This is a genomic window from Streptomyces sp. 2114.4, from assembly GCF_900187385.1.
GTDB classification, from domain to species: Bacteria; Actinomycetota; Actinomycetes; order Streptomycetales; family Streptomycetaceae; genus Streptomyces; species Streptomyces mooreae.
Genome location: NZ_FYEY01000001.1, coordinates 5314892 through 5336638, shown reverse-complemented (window position 1 = coordinate 5336638; position 21747 = coordinate 5314892). Strand labels below are relative to the sequence as shown.

18 protein-coding genes are annotated in these 21747 nt (G+C 70.2%); 6 read left to right on the top strand and 12 right to left on the bottom strand.

The features are described from left to right. Window positions 1–6: 6 nt before the first annotated feature. The 6 genes from CFW40_RS23615 to CFW40_RS23590 form a co-directional block, all read right to left on the bottom strand. Window positions 7–744: an ABC transporter permease gene (locus CFW40_RS23615; protein ID WP_088799762.1), complete on the bottom strand. Its 738-nt coding sequence runs from the start codon at window positions 742–744 to the stop codon at window positions 7–9. Continuing rightward, window positions 741–1712 carry an ABC transporter ATP-binding protein gene (locus CFW40_RS23610; protein ID WP_088799761.1) on the bottom strand — a complete coding sequence of 324 codons (972 nt, stop codon included), beginning with the start codon at window positions 1710–1712 and terminating at the stop codon, window positions 741–743. Before CFW40_RS23610 ends, CFW40_RS23615 begins: the two co-directional genes overlap by 4 nt. Before the next feature lie 275 nt (window positions 1713–1987). Beyond that, window positions 1988–3928: a hypothetical protein gene (locus CFW40_RS23605; protein WP_256331316.1), complete on the bottom strand. Its 1941-nt coding sequence runs from the start codon at window positions 3926–3928 to the stop codon at window positions 1988–1990. 464 nt (window positions 3929–4392) lie between these two features. Further along, entirely contained in the window at window positions 4393–4968 is a 576-nt protein-coding gene (locus tag CFW40_RS23600; protein WP_088799759.1) for a DUF6113 family protein, read from the bottom strand. Further along, window positions 4965–5951, bottom strand: coding sequence for an N-acetyl-1-D-myo-inositol-2-amino-2-deoxy-alpha-D-glucopyranoside deacetylase (mshB, locus tag CFW40_RS23595; RefSeq protein ID WP_088799758.1), 987 nt, complete (start codon window positions 5949–5951; stop codon window positions 4965–4967). The genes CFW40_RS23600 and mshB overlap by 4 nt, the downstream gene beginning before the upstream one ends. A gap of 110 nt (window positions 5952–6061) precedes the next feature. Then, window positions 6062–6256 (bottom strand): hypothetical protein, encoded by a 195-nt coding sequence (locus CFW40_RS23590; RefSeq protein ID WP_006603310.1) that lies wholly within the window; start codon window positions 6254–6256, stop codon window positions 6062–6064. A gap of 308 nt (window positions 6257–6564) precedes the next feature. Between CFW40_RS23590 and CFW40_RS23585 the strand changes: the two genes are divergently transcribed. After that, window positions 6565–8754, top strand: a complete 2190-nt coding sequence (locus CFW40_RS23585) for a prolyl oligopeptidase family serine peptidase (RefSeq protein ID WP_088799757.1) — start codon at window positions 6565–6567, stop codon at window positions 8752–8754. A 61-nt stretch (window positions 8755–8815) separates the two neighbouring features. On the opposite strand, the gene CFW40_RS23580 is transcribed toward CFW40_RS23585, so the two are convergent. Then, window positions 8816–9940 carry a hypothetical protein gene (locus CFW40_RS23580; RefSeq protein ID WP_088799756.1) on the bottom strand — a complete coding sequence of 375 codons (1125 nt, stop codon included), beginning with the start codon at window positions 9938–9940 and terminating at the stop codon, window positions 8816–8818. A gap of 483 nt (window positions 9941–10423) precedes the next feature. On the opposite strand from CFW40_RS23580, the gene CFW40_RS23575 reads away from it, so the two are divergent. The 5 genes from CFW40_RS23575 (at window position 10424) to CFW40_RS23555 (ending at window position 16685) form a co-directional block, all read left to right on the top strand. Then, entirely contained in the window at window positions 10424–11458 is a 1035-nt protein-coding gene (locus CFW40_RS23575; RefSeq protein ID WP_088802327.1) for an ABC transporter permease, read from the top strand. 108 nt (window positions 11459–11566) lie between these two features. Further along, window positions 11567–13366, top strand: a complete 1800-nt coding sequence (locus CFW40_RS23570; RefSeq protein WP_176956400.1) for an ABC transporter substrate-binding protein — start codon at window positions 11567–11569, stop codon at window positions 13364–13366. Window positions 13367–13488: 122 nt separating this feature from the next. Beyond that, complete coding sequence (locus CFW40_RS23565) at window positions 13489–14460, top strand: ABC transporter permease (RefSeq protein WP_088799754.1); 972 nt, start codon at window positions 13489–13491, stop codon at window positions 14458–14460. Window positions 14461–14471: 11 nt separating this feature from the next. After that, window positions 14472–15533, top strand: a complete 1062-nt coding sequence (locus CFW40_RS23560; RefSeq protein ID WP_088799753.1) for an ABC transporter ATP-binding protein — start codon at window positions 14472–14474, stop codon at window positions 15531–15533. Window positions 15534–15545: 12 nt separating this feature from the next. Beyond that, window positions 15546–16685 (top strand): ABC transporter ATP-binding protein, encoded by a 1140-nt coding sequence (locus tag CFW40_RS23555; RefSeq protein WP_088799752.1) that lies wholly within the window; start codon window positions 15546–15548, stop codon window positions 16683–16685. Between the two features lie 253 nt (window positions 16686–16938). Here the strand turns inward: CFW40_RS23555 and CFW40_RS23550 are convergent, their stop codons facing one another. From CFW40_RS23550 to CFW40_RS23530, 5 genes are all read right to left on the bottom strand, one after another. Further along, window positions 16939–17427, bottom strand: a complete 489-nt coding sequence (locus CFW40_RS23550; RefSeq protein WP_107440472.1) for a ricin-type beta-trefoil lectin domain protein — start codon at window positions 17425–17427, stop codon at window positions 16939–16941. 289 nt (window positions 17428–17716) lie between these two features. Continuing rightward, a complete protein-coding gene (locus CFW40_RS23545) occupies window positions 17717–18787 on the bottom strand; it encodes an ABC transporter ATP-binding protein (protein WP_088799750.1) in 1071 nt (356 codons plus the stop codon). Beyond that, window positions 18774–19814: an ABC transporter ATP-binding protein gene (locus CFW40_RS23540; protein WP_176956401.1), complete on the bottom strand. Its 1041-nt coding sequence runs from the start codon at window positions 19812–19814 to the stop codon at window positions 18774–18776. Before CFW40_RS23540 ends, CFW40_RS23545 begins: the two co-directional genes overlap by 14 nt. Before the next feature lie 11 nt (window positions 19815–19825). After that, complete coding sequence (locus tag CFW40_RS23535; RefSeq protein WP_088799749.1) at window positions 19826–20815, bottom strand: ABC transporter permease; 990 nt, start codon at window positions 20813–20815, stop codon at window positions 19826–19828. Beyond that, the gene (locus CFW40_RS23530) at window positions 20808–21731 is read right to left on the bottom strand and encodes an ABC transporter permease (RefSeq protein WP_088799748.1); all 924 of its coding nucleotides are present in this window, start codon (window positions 21729–21731) and stop codon (window positions 20808–20810) included. The genes CFW40_RS23535 and CFW40_RS23530 overlap by 8 nt, the downstream gene beginning before the upstream one ends. Between the last annotated feature and the right edge of the window lie 16 nt (window positions 21732–21747).

The window sequence follows — 21747 nt, the reverse complement described above, 5'->3', positions numbered from 1 at the left end:
CGTGCCTCACGCCTTCCGGGTGTCCTTGCGGTAGAGCCAGGCCGCGCCACCGGCGAAGACCAGCAGATACCCGGCCAGTATGGCCATGTCCTTCACATGCGGTACCCCACCGGCCTCTATGGCGGTGCCGAGCGCGGTGTACGCATGCGTGGGCAGCCATTCTGCGATGTTCTGCGCCCACTGCGGCAGGGACGTCAGTGGCATCCACAGGCCGCCGAGGAGGGCCAGGCCGAAATAGCACAGGATGGTGATCGGACGGACCGCGTCACCGGTGGCCAGATAGCCGATGGCGACGCCCAGGGCGGCGAAGACGAAGCTGCCGAGCCAGGTGCCGGCGGCGATGGAGATCCACTGCCAGGCTTCGAGCCGTACGCCCTTGACCGCCGCGGCGACGATCATGACCAGCAGGATCGACGGCAGGCTGACAGTCGCGGCGGAGGCCATCTTGGCGGCGACATAACCGCGTCCGGGCAGGGCCGTCAGCCTCAGCTGTCGCACCCAGCCCGTCTCCCGCTCCTTGGCGATGCGCTCACTGTTGCCCATCAGCACGGCGGTCAGGGCACCGAGTGTGGCCATGGACACCATGAAATAGAGCGCCATGTCCAGCTTCATCCCGGGGATCGGCTTGCTGTCCGCGCCGCCGGCGATGATCAGGTACAGCGCCGGCGGATAGATCACCGAGAAGAAGAGGAACTTCTTGTTGCGCAGTGCGCGGGTGATCTCCAGCTTGATCAGGGTGGTCATCGGGCCGCCTCCTCGGCGGTGGCGGGGGTCGCGTCGGAAGCGGTGGTCAGGGCGATGAAGGCCTGTTCCAGACCGAGGCCGGTGACTTCGAGGTGGTGCGGGCGCAGGCCGAGGCCGTAGAGAGCGTGGACGGTGGCATCGGCGTCGTGGGACCGGATGCGGACCGTGCGTCCGGAGATCTCCAGGGCGGCCAGGGACGGCAGGCTCTGCAGCGCCTCGCGGTCGACCGGCCCGTCGAGCTCGAAGCTGATCCTGCGGGCGCCCGCCCTGGCCTTGATCTCGGCGGCGGTGCCGTCGGCGAGCACCCGGCCGCGGTGCAGCACGATCACCCGGTCGGCGATCTCGTCGGCCTCTTCGAGGTAGTGCGTCGCAAAGAGGACCGTACGGCCCTGCTCGGCCTGCCGGCGCATCGCGCCCCAGAAGGTCTGCCGGGCGGAGACGTCCATACCGGTGGTCGGCTCGTCCAGCACGATCAGGTCATTGGCGCCGGCCGTGGCGAGGGCGAAGCGCACCCGCTGTTCCTGGCCGCCGGAGAGCTTGTCGACCAGGCGGTCGGCGATGTCGGTGATGCCGGCGGAGGCCAGGATCCGGTCGAGCGGGTAGCCGCGCGGGTGCAGATCGCGGGCGAGCTTGACCAGTTCCTTGACCTTGACGCCCTCCATCAGGCCGCCGCTCTGCAGCATCGCGCCGACCTTGCCCTGCGCGATGGCGCGCTGCGGGGTCGTGCCGAAGAGGGTCACGCTGCCGGAGTCGGCGTGGCGCAGGCCGAGGAGCAGGTCGAGGGCCGAGGACTTGCCCGCGCCGTTCGGGCCGAGGAGCGCGACGGTCTCTCCCGGGGACAGCTCCAGGTCCAGGTCGGTCACCGCGCGCACCGCGCCGTAACTCTTGCTGACCTGCCGGAAGCTGACCACGGGTGCCCGGTCCGCCCCCTGCGCGGTGGTGGGTGTGGTGGTCGCTGTGGTCGTCATGTGCTTCAGCTTCCGGGACCCGGCCCGCGCGCGGCAGTGTCTGCTGTATGCACTGTGGGATGACATCTGTCATGGGTGAGGCCCCCTAGGGGTCTTCTCCGGGTGTCCCGGGAAGACGCCCTGCGGGGGCCTCTCACCTGCGGTTTTGCTTCGCTCGGTGGTCAGTTGCCGTGCGCACCGGCGGTCGGTTGCCGTGCGCACCGGCGGTCAGTTGCCGTGCGCGTCGGCGTCGGTTGCCGTGTGCGGCGATGCTCAGCTGCCGCTCGTGTCCGTGCTCAGCTGCCGTTCGTGGCGATGGTCTGGACCCGTTCGGACGGGGTGGTGCCGAGCAGCGCCTTGCCGACGGCGCTCGCCACCTCCTCGACGCTGACCGGGTGCTTGGAGCCGTCGCCCTTGGTCACCATGACGCCGTTGAAGGTGTCGCCGTAGAGCTCCTTGAGGGCCGGACGGTCGTAGTACGGCACCAGATTGCCGTCCACGATCTTGAACGACAGGAACTTCGGGATGGACTTCTGCGGGCTGAAGGAGACCGTGTGCGCCGCATCCGTACGGACCGTCACCAGGCCGGACATCGCGGGCTCGGCGAACTGCTTCATCGCCCTGTTCACCGCGGCCTTGTCGACCTGCGGCTGCTGCGTGCTCGCGGCCAGCACCACCGGTGCGTCGGTGCCGGTCGTGGCGCGGTTGCGGTAGGCGTCGGTGACCTTCTTCATGGAGGCGTTCACATCGATCGCCTTGTGGGGCACGCCGTAGTGCGGCACCGCCTTGCCGTTCTCGAAGGTGATCCCGCCGTCCTTGGCGGCGCTCGCGCGCCCCGCGGCGTTCTCCAGCGCGATCTGCAGCTTCTCGTCGTCGACGACCACCGCCGGCTCGGCCTGCCGGGTACCGCCGAACAGCGAGCCGATGACGGAGACCGGGTTGTAGTCCCGGCCGGCCGCCTTGCGGACCGTCGCCTGCGGGTCGATGTCCAGGCCGGCCTTGCCGGGTTCCAGGGTCGTGGCCTTGCCGTCCACGGTGAGCTTGAGCGGTGTGGCGCGGCGGCCCTTGAGCGCCGCCTCCAGCTTCTTGACGGCGTCTTCCTTGGTGGTGCCGCCGATGTCCACGCCCAGCGCGGTGGTGCCGTTGGGCACGTCGGCGTGGTCGAGCAGCAGCCCGGCGCCGTAGGCGACACCGGCCAGGACCACCACGGCCACGCCCGCGAGGACGAGCTTGTTGCGGCCCGTCTTGGGCGGGTTGATCGGCTCGGGGATCTTGGGCCGCGGCTTCGGCGCGGCCCGGTCGCCGTCATCGGCCGGGGCTGCCGCGAACGGCGACGGCGGCGACGGCGGGCCGTCGGCTCCGGGCACCTTCGGGATGCCGCTGACCAGCGTGTCGCCGGACACCCGGTCGCGGCCACCGCTCCGCGGCCCCTTCGCGCCGCCCGTGCCCTGCGGACCGCGGGGCGCCGCGCCCTTCGGCCCGCCGGGCAGCCCGCCCGTGACACCGCCGGGCGCACCGAGGCCGCTGCCCGGCCCGGCGAGCGGCGCCGGCGGCTGCGGGGTGAGCTCCGCGGTGTCGTCGATCCGGGGCGTGCCGCCGGTGCCGGGGTCGCTGAAGCCAGGCGGGAGGTTGAGCGCGGACCTGCCGCGCGCCGGCCCGGTCGTCGGACCGTTCGGACCGTTCGGACCGCCCGCCGGGGCGTCGAACGGGGTGTGGTCACGGGCGGGCCCGGCGGGGGCGTCGAACGGCGTACCGCCGCCGGAGCCCGCACCGTCGAACGGCGAACCGCCGCCGCGCGGACCCTCGTCGAACGGCGAGCCGCCGCCCTGGCGCGCGCCTGTGCCGGTCCGGGCGCCGCCGTCGAACGGCGACGCGCCGTCCTGTGGGGCCGGGCCGTCCTGCGGGGCCGGGTTGTCGGAGAAGTACGGAAGGTCGGGGCGCTGCGGCGGCTTGCCGCCGGAGGGGGCACGCGGCGGGGTCGCACCACCCGGGGCGGGCGGCACGGCATGGGAGCCGGTGGAGGACTGCCCGCCGGATCCGGCCTGCGGTTTGCGCGGGGCGAACCAGTCGCTGGTCTTCTCGCCCTGGCCGGGCCGGCCGGCCGCGGGGGCCTCGTCCGCCGGGGCCTCGGGCCGGGGGGTGTTCGCCGTGCGCTCCGCGTTCCGCTCGCTGCCGCGGGCAGGGCGGGGCGTACCGCGGGAACCGGCGGGACCGCCGGATGCAGCCGATCCGTTCATGCCGGACTCCTCACCGACGGGCTTGCGCACGACGACCGGCGGGATGGGGCGCGACCCCGGAATATTGATCTTGATCCGCGTCGTCAGTGTGGTCTCGGTTTTGGGCTCCTCCGGCTGCGCCGCGGCACCGGGCGCCGGCGCCTCGTCGGCATCTCCCCTGGGCGAGCCGTACGGCGGCGTCCCTGATGGGTACGCGGCTCCGCCACGGCCCTGAGGGCCGGAGGACGAACTGTCAGATTCACGACTCAAAGCAGGTTCTCCCGGTTGGCTCCGCCGCTCGTCAGAGATGATCCCCGGCCACAGGCCGGGGGGTGCCCCCAGGGCGGCGCGACGGCGCGCACCACCATACTGTCCGCCGCGGGCGGGCACCCGGGGAGCGTACGAACACCGCCGCCACGGGCGAACCCCCGGTACCCGGTCCGTTCACCCCGCCCCGTGCGGCATCCGTCCCGGTATGGACCAGGTCATCCGCCAACTCGCCCGTACCGGGCGGCCGTCGTGCGCATCTGGGCGGCGGTGGCGCAGATCACAGCGACCAGGATGCCGCCCAGCAGGAAGATGTACGAACCGACCCCCGCGCCGAAAAGGAAGTCGCCTTCCGGGCGGACGTTGCTCAGCAGCAGGAACACCGTCACCAGCCAGGCCCCGCCGGGCACCAGCACGCCCGCGGAGGTGCCGGTCGCCCGGACGCCCCCGTAGAAGAGGCCGCCGACACCGGCCAGCGCCAGCACCAACCCGCCGGGGAACCAGGCCGCTTGCACCAGCGTTCCGGCGAAGGCGACCAGCACGCCCGTGACCAGAAGAAGCACATATATGCCCACCCGGCCCGGTGTCAGCGGCGCGGTCAGCGCGGCGCCCGCCCGCGGCACCACGGGGGCACCGGACCGCGCACCGGGCGTGCCGCCCGAGCCCGCCCTCGACCGCTGCCCCTTGCCGGACGCCGCGCCGCCCTTGCCACCGGAGGGCGAGCCGCCCTCACCGGCGGCCGCCGCCCGGCCGTTTCCTCCGGCGTCGCCCCCGCCGCCCTTCGCCGTACTCATTCCGCCGCCTCCTCGATACAGACACTCTCCTCCATATCCGCCATGTCACCCACACCCGCGAAAAGATCGTCCTCATGGGCGCCCACCGCGGCACCCGGGACACCCTGCACCAGCCGATAATGTTCCGAGCCGAACAGTGGCTGGCCCAAGTCGTTGGAGAGCGCGAAGAACGGCCCGTCGACCGCGATCTGGGTGTAGTGCGCCCGCATCGCCGCCGTCTTGGCGGCGATCTGCGCGGCATCGCCATGGAGGGCCGCCGTGACCTCGGAGTCCGGCACCACGCCCGGCACATCGTCGACGGTGGCGACTCCGGGGAAGCGGTGACCGGCCGCGTGCAGCCGCGCGAAGCCCTCCTCGACCACGGACCGGGGAGTGCAGTTCCAGTAGATCTTCGCGATCGCATGCGCACGGCCCAGCTCGGGCCGGAAATCCGCCCGGGCGGCCAGCTCGGCGCCGCGCATCGCCACCCGGTGGGCCTGGATGTGATCGGGGTGGCCGTATCCGCCGTGCGGGTCGTAGGCGACCAGGACCTGCGGCCTGACCTCGCGGATCACGGCCACCAGATCGGCGGCCGCCTCGTCGAGCGGGGCCTGCCAGAAGGCGTCCGGCCGCTCGTTCTGTACCGCGCCCATCATCCCGGAGTCCCGGTAGCGGCCCGGCCCGCCGAGGAAGCGGTGGTCCGTGACACCCAGGGCCTCCATCGCGGCGGCCAGCTCGCCGGCGCGGTACGGGCCGAGGGTGTCGTCACGGTCCGGCGCGAGGTGGGCGAGCTCGGGCGGGATGACCTCGCCCTCCTCGCCGAGCGTGCAGGTCACCAGGGTGACGTGCGCACCTTCGGCCGCGTACTTGGCCATGGTCACGCCGTTGACGATCGACTCGTCGTCGGGGTGCGCATGCACCAGCAGCAGCCGGCGGGAAAAGGCCGGGCGCGACGCGCTTCCCCCGGAGGGGACCGACCGGGACGGGGCGGGCTGAGGACTCATACCGACAGCCTACGAGCCGCCCGCCCCGCCTCCCACGGGCGATCCCGGCCGTCCGCCGCACGCCCGGCCGGAGGTCGGCGGCGAGGCGGACGGGACCGGGCGGGAGCGGTTCAGAACTTGATGTTCCCCAGCATGCCGGCGACGTTCGTCGTCAGCTGCTTGATCGTCGGCGCGATGGACGAGCTGGCCAGATAGAAGCCCAGCAGCATGCACACCAAGGCGTGCGGGGCCTTCAGTCCGGACTTCTTGACAAGCAAGAAGACGATGATCGCCAGCAGCACCACCGCCGAAATCGAGAGTGCCACGGCGGCTCACCTCCAAGTACTCGGGGTCCGGACAGAGTTGGTGGCACACGGGCCGTCTCCACGAACCCGCGCACCGGGTATGCCAAGGGCTCTTTACCCCGTACCCATGGCACCCAAGAGATCATAACTTTCCGTCCTAGCGCATAAGTCGGAGCACGGAAGCAGAACGGGGGCGCACACGATCTTCACGAGCGCGACCACGGTGAGCCGGTCCCCACGAACAGCGGCGGTAACCGGGCACGGGACGCCGCCAGGCAGGCTCTCACGAGCACACGACGCGTCGTGAACACAGCCCGTAGGCTCGCCCCATGACCGGACAGCCTTCGTTCCCGCGGCAACACGCCCGTACGCAGCGCTTCACTCTGGGCGCACCGCGCGGCTACACCCTCTCCCCCGACGGCGCGCGCGTCGTCTTCCTGCGTTCCCCCTCGGGCACCGACCGCAGCCAGCAGTTGTGGGTGCTCGATCTGGAAGCGGGGCGGGAGTTCCCGGCCGCCGATCCGCGGGCCCTGCTGGCCGGGGCGCAGGAGGACCTGCCACCACAGGAGCGGGCCCGTCGCGAGCGCAGCCGGGAGAGTTCGGCGGGCATCGTCGGCTATGCGACGGACTCCGCCGTGGAGTTGGCGGCGTTCACCCTCTCCGGCCGGCTGTTCGTCTCCGAGCTGCGGGCCGGCACCACCCGTGAACTCCCGGTCCGGGGCCCGGTCGTGGACCCCCGCCCCTCGCCGGACGGCCGGCAGGTGGCCTTTGTGGCGGACGGCCGGCTGCGGGTGATCGCGGTGGACGGCGCCACGACCTCGGACGGGGACGACGGCGGCCGCGCGGGCGACGGACCGGCGGACCGGGTGCTGGCCGAGCCCGACGGGCCGGAGGTGACCTGGGGGCTCGCGGAGTTCATCGCGGCCGAGGAGATGGGCCGCTACCGGGGCTTTTGGTGGTCTCCGGACAGTGACGCGGTGCTGGCGGCGCGGGTCGACGAGGCGCCGGTGCAGCGCTGGTGGATCGCCGACCCCGCCCATCCGGACCGCGAGCCCGCACGGGTCGCGTACCCGGCGGCGGGCACCCGCAACGCCGGGGTCACGCTGACGCTGTTCGGCCTGGACGGCTCGCGCACGGACATCGGCTGGGACACCGAGCGCTACCCCTATCTGGCGCGCGTCCACTGGTCGGCGGCCGGGCCGCCGCTGCTGCTCGTCCAGGCCCGCGACCAGCGCGACCAGCGCTATCTGGCCGTCGACACCGCGACCGGCACGACCAGGACGGTGCACGAGGAGGAGGACGAGGCGTGGGTCGAGCCGTTCCCCGGGGCGCCGGCCTGGACGCCGGACGGACGGCTGGTGCGGATCTCGGACGAGGGCGGCGCGCGCAAACTGTTCGTCGGCGCCCGCCCGTTGACCGGCGCTCCCCTGCACGTCCGGGCCGTTCTCGACATCGGCGAGGACGATGTCCTGTTCTCCGCGAGCGGCGCCGACATGCACGACATCGGCGTCTACCGCGCCTGGTTCCGCGGCAGCGGTGACCAGGGCGGCTGGGAGCGGGTCGGCGAGCGGGCGTATCCGACGGTGTCCTCCGCGGTGCGTGGTGGCGCGGTGACCGTGCTGTCGCAGGCCTCGCTGGAGCGGCCCGGCACCCAGGTGGACGTGGTGCGACTGGATCCCGACGGCGGCGAGAAGGTGCTCGCCTCCATCGGCTCCTGCGCCGAGGAGCCCGTGCTGACCGCCCGCCCCCGTCTCGTCCTGGCCGGGGAACGCCGGATTCCGTGCGCGGTGCTGCTGCCCACCGGATATCAGGAGGGCGACGGTCCGCTGCCGGTGCTGATGGACCCGTACGGCGGTCCGCACGGCCAGCGGGTGGTGGCCGCGCACCACGCCCACCTGACCTCCCAGTGGTTCGCCGACCAGGGGTTCGCGGTGATCGTTGCGGACGGCCGGGGCACCCCGGGGCGCTCCCCCGCGTGGGAAAAGGCGATGTTCCGCAAGGTCGCGGAGGTCGCCCTGGACGACCAGGTCCACGCCCTTCAGGCGCTGGCCGATTCCTTTCCCCTGGACATGGAGCGGGTGGCGATCCGCGGCTGGTCCTTCGGCGGCTATCTCGCGGGGCTCGCGGCGCTGCGCCGCCCCGATGTCTTCCATGCGGCGGTGGTCGGTGCGCCGGTGACCGATCTGCGTCTGTACGACACCCATTACCAGGAGCGGTATCTCGGCCACCCGGACGAGGAGCCGGCCGTCTACGCCGCGAACTCGCTGATCACGGACGAGGGGCTGTCCGGGGCACAGGAGCCGCACCGCCCGATGCTGATCGTGCACGGCCTCGCGGACGACAACGTCGTAGTGGCGCACGCGCTGCGGCTCTCCTCGGCGCTGCTGGCGGCGGGCCGCCGGCACGAGGTGCTGCCGCTGTCCGGCGTGACGCATATGGCCTCGCAGGAACAGGTGGCCGAAAACCTCCTGCTGCTGCAGGTGGACTTCCTCAAGCGGTCGCTGGGGATGGCGACCTGAACGCGTAGGGCCTTTCGTCGAAGTCCCGGCCCCGGAGGACGTCACGCCCCCCGACGGCGTCTCACCAACCGGGCGGCAGCCTGGACGGCGGGGGCGGGGCGTGCGGCGGCCGCGCCTCGCCCGGGGCGGAGCCGTACGCCAGCACACCGTCCGTGGGGTGGGAGGCATCCGGTGCGCCGGGCCGGGCCGCCGCGATCAGCGCGGCCAGTGCGGCGGCCGCCACGAAGGCCGCGGTGCCCACCTCCAGCCGGGCCGGTACCGGCAGCGCGCCGAGCCGGCCGAACTCCCCGGTCCGTACGGCGAAGACGAGCGCCACGGCGCCGTGCACCAGCAGCAGGGCGGCGGCCGTCATCGCCGCGGGCCGGGCCCAGGGCGCGCGGCGCAGTACGGCGGCCGCGGCCCCCAGGGCCAGCAGCGCGAGGGCCGCCGCCTGCCAGTGCACCGGAGGCTGCAGCAGGGCGCGGAAGACGGACGCGTCCCCGAGCAGCCCCTTGCGGTAGACGTCCCCGTCAAGCCGCTGCTGCCAGTAGATCTCCCAGCCGGCCACGACGAATCCGGCGGCGCCCAGGAGCACGCCAGTCGTGATGGCTGCCCCCTTGTACGGCCGGCCGGGCCGCTCGGGGCCCGCTCCGGACGGCACCGCATGGACCACTCCGTACGCCGAGGACGCCTCCTGAGGCAGCCCGCGCACGGCGTGGCGCGCGTACCGGTCCGCCCGGCCGCCCCGCCGCCGGCCCGCCACGACCACCACGATCAATGCGACCGCCAGGGCGAGCTGGGTGAGCGCGGTCAGCCGGGCCCGCGCCGTGAGTGAGCTGTCCAGCCCCTGGAGCCAGCCGGCGCCCAGCATCCACACCAGCGGGAGGCGCAGCAGTGCGGTGGCGGCCGCCAGGGAGAGCAGTGCGCCCGCGGCCACGGACGACAGGACGGTGGTGCGCACCGTGGCGAGGGCGACGACGAGCGCGCCGAGCGTCAGCAGCGGGTCGAGCGCCGAGGTCGCCCAGGCGGTGAACTCCCGCGGCCGGCGGGCCTCTCCCAGCCAGGTCCACCACACGTCCGCGCGGTGCTGGGCGATCGTCAGGTCCCGGATGATCCAGCCCGCGGTGAGCAGCGCGAGCAGCAGACAGACCAGCGCACCGGTGCCGCGTGCGCCGCGGGTGAGAACGCCGTCCCGCGTTGTGGACACGGCCAGCCCCCGTCCGTGTCGATGTACTGGGTGGTCCCGGGCGGCCCCGTGGAGGGCGCCCACCCGCAGGTCTACTCCAGACCCGGCGCGGGGACAACAGAGCCGCCGTCAGCGCCGGACGAAATGTGCGCAAAGCAGCAACCGGCCGGAACGCCATCTGGCGCTCCGGCCGGTCTACGGCACCCGCACGGCCGTACGTTGTTCATCATGGCGCGTCCGTATATCGGTGTTGCGACAGTGAAGTTGCCTTCATGTTAAAGACGTTCGTACCGATATGTCTCCCATGACGCATATCGCGCCCGCCTGTCAAGCACGCCGTGGCGTCAACTTGCGCAACGTTCGCTCAAGAAGTAGACGACCTGTTCGCGAGCACACCCGATCCCCTTGACTCCGCCACAAATCACTTGCGAAAGTCCGCTCATCCAGCGGTGCATTCGGTGCCGCTTCATGTTCCAAGAGAACTCGGCGCGGGGGCACTTCGCGATGACTAGTCCATCCCAGACCGCGGCTACAGAGTCCGACGCTCCAGGACTCGGGCCGCAGGGTCTGAAGAAGGAAAAGAAGAGCAAGGGCGGTGAGCTCGTCGGCCGATCCCCCGGCCAATTGATGTGGATGCGCTTCAAGCGCGACCGCACGGGCGTGGTGTGCGCGATCGTCGTGATCGCCTTCTTCGTCATCGCGGCGCTGGCGCCGGTGATCTCCTCCCTCTACGGCAAGGATCCGTACACCCTCTACGGCGGCGAAGACCCCAGCCTGCTGGACGAGTTCAGTTACCCGGCGGGCCCCAACGGCGGCATCTCCGGAGATTTCTGGTTCGGCATCGAACCGCGCCTGGGCCGCGACCTGTTCACCCAGCTGATCTACGGCATTCGGACCTCACTGGGGATCTCTCTGGCGGTCACCGTCCTCGTGGTCGTCACCGGCACCATCATCGGCATCACGGCGGGCTATGTGGGAGGCAAGACCGACTACTGGGCCGGCCGGGTCATCGACTTCCTGCTCGCCTTCCCCAGCCAGCTGACGTTCGTGGCGTTCATGCCCGTGGTGGTCGCGCTCTTCGTGCCGCCGGGCGACGAGACCCCCACCTACGTCCGGGTGATCGCGCTGATCCTCGTGCAGTGGGCGCTGGGCTGGATGGGCCTGGCCCGTCTGCTGCGCGGGCAGGTGATGTCCCTACGGGAACGGGACTTCGTCGAGGCGGCGAGGGTCGCCGGCGCCTCCCCCTGGCGGATCATCAGCAAGGAACTGCTGCCCAATGTGGTGACCCCGATCCTGGTGCAGAGCACCTACATGCTCCCGCTGTTCGTGACGGCGGAGGCCGGCCTGTCCTTCCTGGGCGTCGGCATCTTGGAGCCGACCCCCGACTGGGGCCGGCTGTTCCACACGGCCGGCCAGGTGTACGAGGGCGACCCGACCTTCCTGCTCTTCCCCGGCGCCGCGATGGTGATCTTCGTGCTCTGCTTCAACCTGCTCGGGGACTCGGTCCGGGACGCCTTCGATCCCAAGTCCGGACGCTGATCGTCCACGTGAAAAGGGCCAGCTGTCGGCCCCCCACACCGGTCGCGTACCGGATGCGTCAGACAGCACCATCTGGACAACGACTGACAGGCAGGTGCATGCATCCTCATGAATACACTCTCCACGCGTAGAACCCGCGCCGTGATCGTGGCCCTGGCGGCCGGTTCACTCACGCTCACCGCCTGCAGCGGCGGCAGCGGCTCGGGCAACGACAAGGCGCAGACCGACAAGGACGCGGCCGCACAGTCGAAGGTGGTGCCGCTCGGCACCGCGGCCCAGTCCAACGGGCCCGCGGCCGCGGTCGCGGGTGCACGCAACGGCGGCACCATCACCGTCTACCAGCGGGACAGCTTCAACCACCTGGACCCGGCTCAGCAGTACGTCAGCGACGTGGGCGACCTGGCCAAGCTGATCTTCCGAGGCCTGACCACCTACACGCAGGACGACAAGGGCAACAAGACCCTCGTCGGTGACCTCGCCACCGACGCCGGCCAGATGTCCGACGGCGGCAAGACCTGGAAGTACACGCTCAAGGACGGCATCAAGTTCGAGGACGGCAAGCCGATCACCTCGAAGGACATCCGGCACTCCATCGAGCGCATGTACGCCCCGTTCGTCAACGAGGGTCCCACCTACATCCAGCAGTGGCTGTCGGGCGGGGGCACGAGCTACCGCAAGGCGCTGCCGGACGGCCCGTACAAGGGCGACCACCTGCCCAAGTCAGTGCTGGACACCCCGGACGACAAAACCGTCGTCTTCCACTTCAAGAAGCCGCAGACGCAGCTGCCCTACGCGCTGGCGATGGCGGGCTACAGCGCAGTCCCGGACAGCGCCAAGGACACCAAGGACAACTACGACGTCGCGCCGGTCACCAGCGGCCCGTACAAGATCGCGTCGTTCAAGGCCGGCAAGTCCATGCAGCTGGTGCGGAACAAGAACTGGGACCCCAAGACCGACCCGTCGCGCCACCAGTACGTCGACGGCTACAACATCTCCTTCAACCACCAGTTCTCCGACTCCACCAAGCGGCTGAAGGCCGACCAGGGCGAGGACAAGACCGCCATCAGCTTCACCAACGCCGTGGAGCCGACGCTGACCAAGCAGGTGCTGGACGACCCCAGCGCCAGCAAGCGCCTGGTGCAGGGCTACCAGCCCTACGTCTGGCAGCTGAACATGAACATGGACCGCATCAAGGACAAGCGGATCCGTGACGCCATAACCTACGCCGTGCCGAGCCAGCAGGTCGTCCGGATCGAGGGCGGCAGCTACGGCGGTGAGGTCGCCGGCGGTCTGCTCTCCCCGACCGTCGCGGGCTACGAGAAGGGCTACGACCCCTACGGCAAGCTGAAGAAGCCGAACGGCGACCCGGAGAAGGCCAAGAAGCTCCTCAAGGAAGCCGGCAAGGTGGGCATGAAGCTCGTCTACGCCTACGCCAACACCGAGATCCGGCAGAACGAGGCCGTCGCCATCGCCAACGGGCTGACCCAGGCCGGCTTCAACGTCCAGAAGAAGGAGGTCGACTCCTCCTCCTGGTACCAGCAGATGGGCAAGGTCAAGAACGGCTTCGACGTTTATCTGACCGGCTGGGGCCAGGACTGGCCGGACGCCTCGACCGTCATCCCGCCGTCCTACGACGGCAGCACCATCGAGGACGGCGCCACCAACTACTCGCACATCCGGGACCAGCACGTCACCGACGAGATCAAGCGCATCCAGCAGATCCCGGACGTGAAGAAGCAGACCGCGGAGTGGCAGAAGCTCCACCACTACATCGTGGAGAAGGTCAACCCGGCCGTCCCGGTGTTCTACGTCAAGTTGCTCCAGCTGTACGGCTCGAAGATCGGCGGTGTCCGCTACAACACGGACACCAACTACCTCGACGTGAACACCCTGTTCATCAAGAAGTAAGCAGAAGCAAGCACCTGTAGAAGGCATTCCGGAGTGCGCGTGCATGGCGGTGCGCGCACTCCGGAGCCTTCCCGCTACCCCTCACCCCACTGCAGCCGCCGTCCTGAGAGCAGCGAACTGTCATGCTTCCCTTTCTACTTCGCCGGACGCTCGGCGCGGTCGTCATCCTCCTCCTGCTGAGCGCCTTCACCTTCTTCGTCTTCTTCTCGGTGGGCGATCCCGCGTTGATGGCGTGCGGCAAGAACTGCACCGCCGGCAACGTCGAGCTGATCCGCCAGAACCTGGGCCTGGACCAGCCCGTGCCGGTCCAGTACTGGCACTTCCTCGCCGGTATCTTCGCGGGCCGCGACTTCTCCCTGGGCCACTGCAGCGCCCCCTGCTTCGGCTACTCCTTCGCCACCAAGCAGGACGTCTGGTCCACGATGATGGACCGGCTGCCGCTCACCGCGTCGCTGGCCCTTGGCGGTGCCGTGGCGTTCCTGGTGATCGGCCTGGGCGCCGGTCTGCTCGCGGCCTGGAAGCGCGGCTCGCTGCTGGACAAGACGGTCACCGGTGTGTCGATGGTCCTCAGCTCGGTGCAGATCTACATCCTCGGCCCCGTCGTGCTGGGCATCTTCGTCTACAGCGGCATCATGGCCGCTCCCCAGTACGTGGAACTCAGCAGCGACCCGGCCGGCTGGTTCATGGGCCTGCTGATCCCGTGGCTGGTGATGGCGACGATCTTCACCGCGCAGTACACCCGTATGGCGCGCTCAACGATGATCGAGCAGCTTCAGGAGGAGCACGTCCGCACCGCCAAGGCGAAGGGCATGCCGGGGCGTTATGTCTTCCTGCGGTACGCCTGGCGCGGTTCGCTGATCCCGATCGTCACCATCCTCGGTGTGGATCTGGGAACGCTCTTCGGCGGCGCGATGATCACCGAGTTCACCTTCCAGCTGGCGGGACTCGGCCGGCTGGCGGTCGACTCGGTCACCACCCTCGACCTGCCCATGGTGATGGGCGTGATGCTCTTCAGCGCCGCCCTGATCCTGATCTGCAACATCATCGTGGATGCGACGTACGCCTTCATCGACCCGCGCGTGCGCCTGTCCTAGGAGAGCCTGAAGTGACCACACTCACCAAGACCGAAGGCACCGAGGTGCCGGCCGGGTCCGACCCCTTCCTGTCCGTCCGTGATCTGCATGTGCGGTTCTCCACCGAGGACGGCATCGTCAAGGCGGTCGACGGTCTCTCCTTCGATCTGGAACGCGGCGAGACGCTCGGCATCGTCGGTGAATCGGGCTCCGGCAAGTCGGTGACCAACCTCGCGATCCTGGGGCTGCACAACCCGAAGGCCACCACGATCGGCGGCGAAATCGTCCTGGACGGGGACGAGCTGACCGGAGCCCGGGAGAAGACCCTGGAAAAGCTCCGCGGCAACAAGATGGCCATGATCTTCCAGGACGCGCTGACCGCCCTGTCGCCGTACTACACGGTCGGCCGGCAGATCGCCGAGCCGTTCATGAAGCACACCGGCGCCGGCAAGCGCGAGGGCCGGCAGCGCGCCATCGAGATGCTGACCAAGGTCGGCATCCCGCAGCCCGGCCTGCGGGTGGACGACTATCCGCACCAGTTCTCCGGCGGTATGCGCCAGCGCGCGATGATCGCCATGGCGCTGGTCTGCAACCCCCAGCTCCTGATCGCCGACGAGCCGACCACCGCTCTGGACGTCACCGTCCAGGCGCAGATCCTCGACCTGCTCAAGGACCTCCAGCAGGAGTTCGGCTCGGCGATCATCCTGATCACCCACGACCTCGGCGTGGTCGCGAACACGGCGGACAAGCTGCTGGTGATGTACGCCGGCCGGGCCGTGGAGCGGGGTTCGGTCAAGGAGATCCTCACCCAGCCCCGCCACCCGTACACCTGGGGCCTGCTCAGCTCGATGCCGCGGCTGTCCTCGGACGTCAGCGAGGCGCTGCACCCGATCCCGGGTTCCCCGCCGAGCCTGCTCAACCCGCCCTCGGGCTGCGCCTTCCACCCCCGCTGCGGCTTCACGTCCGAGGTCGGCGGTGCGCGCTGCACCGACGAGCGGCCGCTGCTGGAGCTGGGGCGCGCCGCCGCGTGCCACCTGAGCGCCGAGCAGAAGCAGACCTTCTTCACCGAGCAGATCAAGCCCCGGCTGGGCTAGGGAGCGACCACCATGACAGACCACGTCACCCTCCCGGCGCCGCGCGACGCCGCGCCCACGCCGGGCGAGCCGCTGCTCACCGCCGAGGGCCTGACCAAGCACTTCCCCATCTACGGCGGCTTTCCGTTCAAGCGGAAGGTCGGCGCGGTGCAGGCGGTCGACGGCGTCGACCTGACCGTGCACGGGGGCGAGAGCTTCGGCCTGGTCGGCGAGTCGGGCTGCGGCAAGTCCACCACCGGACGGCTGCTCACCCGGCTCATGGAGCCGACCTCCGGCAAGATCACGTACGCGGGCCAGGACATCACGCGCGCCAACCGCAAGGAACTGGCACCGGTCCGCTCCGAAATCCAGATGATCTTCCAGGACCCGTACGCCTCGCTGAACCCGCGGCAGACGGTGGGCACCATCATCGACGGCCCGATGGAGATCAACGGGATCAATCCGCCCGGTGGCCGGGAGAAGCGGATCCGGGAGCTCCTGGAGACCGTGGGTCTCAACCCGGAGCACTACAACCGCTTCCCGCACGAGTTCTCCGGCGGTCAGCGCCAGCGCATCGGGGTGGCCCGTGCGCTCGCCCTGGAGCCGAAGCTGATCATCGCCGACGAGCCGGTCTCCGCGCTCGACGTCTCCATCCAGGCGCAGGTCATCAACCTGCTCCAGAAGCTCCAGCGGGAGCTGGGCATCGCGTTCCTGTTCATCGCCCACGACCTGGCGATCGTGCGGCACTTCAGCGAGCGGGTCGCGGTGATGTACCTCGGCAAGATCGTCGAGGTCGGATCGCGCGACGAGATCTACAACCGGCCGCGCCACCCGTACACCCATGCGCTGCTCTCGGCGGTGCCGGAGGCCAAGCTGGTGGAGAGCGAGGAGGAGGACCGCGAACGCATCCGCCTCGCCGGTGACGTCCCCTCCCCCGTCAACCCGCCCTCCGGCTGCCGGTTCCGTACGCGGTGCTGGAAGGCACAGGACAAGTGCGCGACCGAGGAGCCGCCGCTCGTTCAGCTCACCGGCAACAAGAGCGGCCATCTCACGGCCTGCCACTTCCCGGAGGAGCCGACGACCGCGGCCCGCGACGAGGACATCGTCCTCGACCCGGCGCTGGCCGCGATGGAGGACGCCGAGCCGGCCGACGAGGGCGGCAAGACCGACTGAAGCCGGCCACCGCGCGAACCCGAAGCCGGACGAGCCGCACGAGCCGGAGCCCGCTTCCCCTACGGGAGGCGGGCTCCGGCCGTAAGGGCCCGCGCCGACGGGCTGGTCCGGCCCGGAAAGGCGCATCGGCCTGCCGGTCGGTACCGGCAGGCCGATGGCTGAAGGCGGACACGCCGGCTCCGGATGCAGAGGCTGAGCGCGTCGGCCGGTACCGCTCCGGTGTGGCCGGGCAGCGGTACCGGAGAGGTACCGACTAGTTGTAGTCGGCCACCCACCACTTCTGCTCGGTGGTGTGGCCCGGGGTGCAGACCGCATTACCCCCCGACACCTTGAGGAAGCAGCGGCCGAGGCCATTCCCGTAGATGGCCTTCTCCCCGTCGTGGAAGGAGTTCACGCTCCACGCCGCGGACCACGTGCTCGGGTCGCTGGTGCACTTCTTCGCGTAGACGGCGCCGCCGCTGTTCTTCTTGGTCACCAGACAGGGGCCCGCCGCCGGATTCGCATACGCCGAGATAATCTCGTCGCCGGGGTAATTCGCCCAGTTCTGCTTCGCATCACCGGTGTTGCACTTCACCGCGGTCACGCGCTTGTCGAAGCCATTGAACTTGAGGCACTTGCCGGATACCACGTTCTTGATGTTGAAACCCTGGACGGGTGCGGCAGATGCCGACGTCGCACCAAGAGTCGCCAGTCCGGTCATCGCCAGACCGGCGATGGTCATACCGAAGCTACGCTTCATCATTCCCCCTGTTGTACCTCTGTTTTTGTCTCTGTTCGGTCGGCACCGACAGGTCCGCCCATTTCGCCGCTCTCGCGACGTATGCACGCCTGTCCTTTCCCGTGCAGCGGTCACCTGCACGGGAATGCCTCGCCGATCGCCTTCCGGTGGCGACCGACGAGACCATTCAAGCTGAAGTCGATCTTCTTCGCGTGCGCATTTAACAAGTATTGACCAGGCGGTTTTCCGGGTCCGCACTTTCCTCGTTCCAGGCGGCTATGCCAGCTGATGCGGCGAATTGACGGACTTTTCCTCACTCACTCTCGCTCGCCACCACCTGCCGCTCCTCGGCGAAATGGCACGCCGAGGCGTGCCCGGCCGGCCCCTTCGTCTCCCGGAATTCCGGCGGCACTTCCAGCGCCGGTACGACCTCCGCGCACAGCTGCCGGGCCTTCCAGCACCGCGTGCGGAAGCGGCAGCCGGAGGGCGGGGCGGCGGGCGAGGGGACGTCGCCCGCCAGCAGGATGCGCTCGCGGTGGCTGCGGGCGTCCGGGTCGGGGACGGGGACGGCGGACAGCAGGGCCTGGGTGTACGGGTGGGTGGGGTGCTCGTAGATCTGCTCGCCGGTGCCGGTCTCGACGAGCCGGCCCAGGTACATCACCGCGACGCGGTCGGAGATGTGCCGTACGACGGACAGGTCGTGGGCGATGAAGACGTACGACAGGTCGAACTCGTCCTGCAACTGCTCCAGCAGGTTGACCACCTGTGCCTGGACGGAGACGTCCAGCGCGGAGACCGGTTCGTCAGCGACGATGATCTCCGGGCGCAGCGCGAGGCCGCGGGCGATTCCGATGCGCTGGCGCTGGCCGCCGGAGAACTGGTGCGGATAGCGGTTGATGTACTCGGGGTTGAGCCCCACCACGTCCAGGAGTTCTTGGACCCTTCTGCGGCGGTCTCCCTTGGGGGCCACCTCGGGGTGGATCTCGTACGGCTCGCCGATGATGTCGCCGACGGTCATCCGGGGGTTCAGGGAGGTGTAGGGGTCCTGGAACACCATCTGGATATTGCGGCGTACGGCCCGCAGGGCCCGCCCGGAGAGGGTGCTGATGTCCTCGCCGCGGTACCGGATCTGACCTGCCGTCGGCCGCTCCAGGCCGACCAGGAGCTTGGCGACCGTGGACTTGCCGCAGCCCGATTCGCCGACGATGCCGAGCGTTTCGCCCTGGTGGAGGTCGAAGGAGACCCCGTCGACGGCCCGGACCGCGCCGACCTGTTTCCTGAACAGCACGCCCTGGGTGAGCGGGAAGTGTTTGACCAGGTCGCGGATCTCCAGCAGCGGCGCGGGGGCACCGGCCGCCGGGGTGCCGCCCTCACCGGGCCCCATCAAGCGTCTCCTTCCAGAAGTGGCAGGCGCTGGCCCGTCCTGGCCCGGCCTCGTAGAGCGGTGGGAGGTCGGTGCGGCAGACGTCCTGGGCCAGCGGACAGCGCGGGTGGAAGGGGCAGCCCGGCGGGATGGCGGTCAGATTGGGCGGCAGGCCCTTGATCGCGTACAGCCGCTGCCCCTTCTGGTCCAGCCGAGGGATGGAGTCCAGCAGACCGCGGGTGTACGGGTGCGCGGGCGCCCGGTAGAGCTGGTGGACGGGGGCGGTCTCGACGATCCGGCCCGCGTACATCACCGCGATGGTGTCGGCGACGTCCGCGACCACCCCGAGGTCATGGGTGATCAGGATCAGCCCCATGGTGAGTTCCCGCTGCAGCTCCGCCAGCAGGTCCATCACCTGCGCCTGGACCGTGACGTCCAGCGCCGTGGTCGGCTCATCGGCGATGATCAGGTCGGGGCCGAGGGCCAGCGCCATCGCGATCATGATGCGCTGGCGCATCCCGCCGGAGAACTGGTGCGGATAGTCGCCCACCCGCGCGCGGGCCGCGGGAATGCCGACCCGCTCCATCAGCTCCACGGCCCTGCCGCGGGCATCCTTACGGGACATCCCCTCGTGGACCTCGAACATCTCCCCGAGCTGAGCCCCGACGGTGAGGACCGGGTTCAGGGCGGACAGCGAGTCCTGGAAGATCATCGCCATCTTGGCGCCGCGGACCTTCCGCCGCTCCTCCTTGCGCAGGGTGAGCAGATCGCGCCCCTGGAAGATGATCTCGCCGCCGGTGACGAACCCCGGCGGCGAGTCGAGGATGCCCATCACGGCCTGGGCGGTCACGGACTTGCCGGAGCCGGACTCCCCGAGCACCGCCAGCGTCTGCCCCGGCGCCACCCGGTAGCTGACGCCGTTGACGGCCTTCGCCACGCCGTCGCGGGTACGGAACTCGACCCGCAGGTCGCGCACGTCGAGCAGGGCCGGCTCCGCGAGCGCCGTGCCGCCGCCGGCGGGCCTGTGGTCCGCTTCCTCGTTCGTCATCTTCCGGCTCCTCAGCGCAACTTGGGGTCGAGGGCGTCGCGCACCGCGTCGCCGAGCATGATGAACGCCAGCACCGTGATGCTCAGTGCGCCCGCGGGCCACAGCAGCATGTGCGGCGCGCTGCGGATGTAGGTGGAGGCCGTGGAGATGTCGATGCCCCAGGAGACGGTGGGCGGTTTCAGGCCCGCGCCGAGGTAGGAGAGCGTGGCCTCCAGCGCGATGTACGTACCGAGCGCGATGGTGGCGACGACGATGACCGGTGCGACGGCGTTGGGCGCGATGTGCCGCAGCAGCATCCGTCCGTTGCCGGCGCCCAGCGCCCGTGCGGCCTGGACGTAGTCGTTCTGCTTGGCGGTGACGACGGAGCCGCGGGCGATACGGGAGACCTGCGGCCAGCCGAGCAGCACGATGAAGCCGACCACCGGCCAGACCGTGCTGCTGGTGACGACCGAGAGGAAGACCAGGCCGCCGAGGATCACCGGGATGCCGAAGAAGATGTCGGCGAGCCGGGAGAGCAGGTTGTCCCCCCAGCCGCCGAAGAAGCCGGCCAGCCCGCCCAGCAGGCTGCCGAGCAGCGCCGCGCCGGTCGTGGCGCAGACGCCGACGGTGATGGAGGCGCGGGCCCCGTAGACCACCCGGGTGTAGACGTCCCGGCCCTGGGTGTCGAAGCCGAAGGGGTGGCCGGGCTGGGAGCCCTGCTGTGCCTTGGCGAGGTCCGCGCGGTACGGGTTGCCGGTGGCGATCAGCTGCGGCCAGATCGCGATGATCACCAGGAACACGATGACCAGCGCGGAGAGAACGAACACGGGGTTGCGGTAGAGATCGTGCCAGGCGTCGCTCCACAGGCTGCGGGGCTTGCCGGGCTCCTTGCCGGGCGGTCCGGCGCTTGGCGGGGCCGCACCGGGCCGCCGCTCCAGCGACTCCGCCTCGCCGATGGCCAGCGCGGCGGAGCCGCCGTCGCCGTGGCCGATGGCTTCCTTGGGGACGTAGGGCTCAGGCATAGCGGATCCTCGGGTCGAGGACGGCGTACAGCAGGTCGACGAGGAGGTTCGCCAGGAGGAAGACCAGCACCAGGATCGTCACGAAGCCCACGACGGTCGGCGAGTTCTGCCGCAGGACTCCCTGGTAGAGCTGGAAGCCGACGCCGTGGATGTTGAAGATGCGCTCGGTGACGATCGCGCCGCCCATCAGGGCGCCGATATCCGTGCCGATGAAGGTGACCACGGGGATCAGCGAGTTGCGCAGCAGATGCCGGGTGATGACCCGGCGCCGGGGCAGGCCCTTGGCCACGGCCGTACGGACGTAGTCGGCGCGGGCGTTCTCCGCGATCGAGGTCCGCGTCAGCCGGGTGACATAGGCGAGCGAGACCAGGGCCAGCACCAGCCCCGGCAGCAGGAGTTCGTTCAGTGGCGCTTCGGGGGCGACGGACGGCGCGGCCCAGCCCCACTGCACCCCGAACAGGAACTGCAGCAGATAGCCGCTGACGAACGTCGGGATGGACACCACGACGAGCGTGAGGACGAGGACCGTGGTGTCGACGTCCCGGCCGCGGCGCAGCCCGCTGAACACCCCCAGCACGATGCCCGCCACCATCTCGATCACGATGGCGAGGACCGTCAGCCGCAGCGTGACGGGAAAGGAGGAGGCCATCAGCTCGGTGACCGACTGGCCGTTGAACGCGGTGCCGAAGTTCCCCTGGAAGATCTGGCCCATGTAGTGCAGATACTGCTTCCACAGCGGCTCGTCGAGGTAGAGGTCGCGGCGGATCTGCGCGGCGGTGGCGGGGTCGGGGGCCCGGTCGCCGAACATCGCGGCCACGGGGTCGCCCAGTGCGTAGACCATGAAGAAGATCAGGAAGGTGCTGCCGATGAACACCGGGATCATCTGGAGCAGCCGCCGGATCACATAGCGTCCCATGGAGCGTCAACCTCCT

Bases quoted from the DNA above. Each gene is read 5' to 3' on its own strand.
- CFW40_RS23545 (WP_088799750.1), bottom strand. From the start codon at position 18,787: ATGGGGCCCGGTGAGGGCGGCACCCCGGCGGCCGGTGCCCCCGCGCCG.
- CFW40_RS23530 (WP_088799748.1), bottom strand. From the start codon at position 21,731: ATGGGACGCTATGTGATCCGGCGGCTGCTCCAGATGATCCCGGTGTTC.
- CFW40_RS23615 (WP_088799762.1), bottom strand. From the start codon at position 744: ATGACCACCCTGATCAAGCTGGAGATCACCCGCGCACTGCGCAACAAG.
- CFW40_RS23535 (WP_088799749.1), bottom strand. From the start codon at position 20,815: ATGCCTGAGCCCTACGTCCCCAAGGAAGCCATCGGCCACGGCGACGGC.
- CFW40_RS23550 (WP_107440472.1), bottom strand. From the start codon at position 17,427: ATGATGAAGCGTAGCTTCGGTATGACCATCGCCGGTCTGGCGATGACC.
- CFW40_RS23565 (WP_088799754.1), top strand. From the start codon at position 13,489: ATGCTTCCCTTTCTACTTCGCCGGACGCTCGGCGCGGTCGTCATCCTC.
- CFW40_RS23540 (WP_176956401.1), bottom strand. From the start codon at position 19,814: ATGACGAACGAGGAAGCGGACCACAGGCCCGCCGGCGGCGGCACGGCG.
- CFW40_RS23610 (WP_088799761.1), bottom strand. From the start codon at position 1,712: ATGACGACCACAGCGACCACCACACCCACCACCGCGCAGGGGGCGGAC.
- CFW40_RS23570 (WP_176956400.1), top strand. From the start codon at position 11,567: ATGAATACACTCTCCACGCGTAGAACCCGCGCCGTGATCGTGGCCCTG.
- CFW40_RS23600 (WP_088799759.1), bottom strand. From the start codon at position 4,968: ATGAGTACGGCGAAGGGCGGCGGGGGCGACGCCGGAGGAAACGGCCGG.
- mshB (WP_088799758.1), bottom strand. From the start codon at position 5,951: ATGAGTCCTCAGCCCGCCCCGTCCCGGTCGGTCCCCTCCGGGGGAAGC.
- CFW40_RS23585 (WP_088799757.1), top strand. From the start codon at position 6,565: ATGACCGGACAGCCTTCGTTCCCGCGGCAACACGCCCGTACGCAGCGC.
- CFW40_RS23575 (WP_088802327.1), top strand. From the start codon at position 10,424: ATGACTAGTCCATCCCAGACCGCGGCTACAGAGTCCGACGCTCCAGGA.
- CFW40_RS23605 (WP_256331316.1), bottom strand. From the start codon at position 3,928: ATGAACGGATCGGCTGCATCCGGCGGTCCCGCCGGTTCCCGCGGTACG.
- CFW40_RS23555 (WP_088799752.1), top strand. From the start codon at position 15,546: ATGACAGACCACGTCACCCTCCCGGCGCCGCGCGACGCCGCGCCCACG.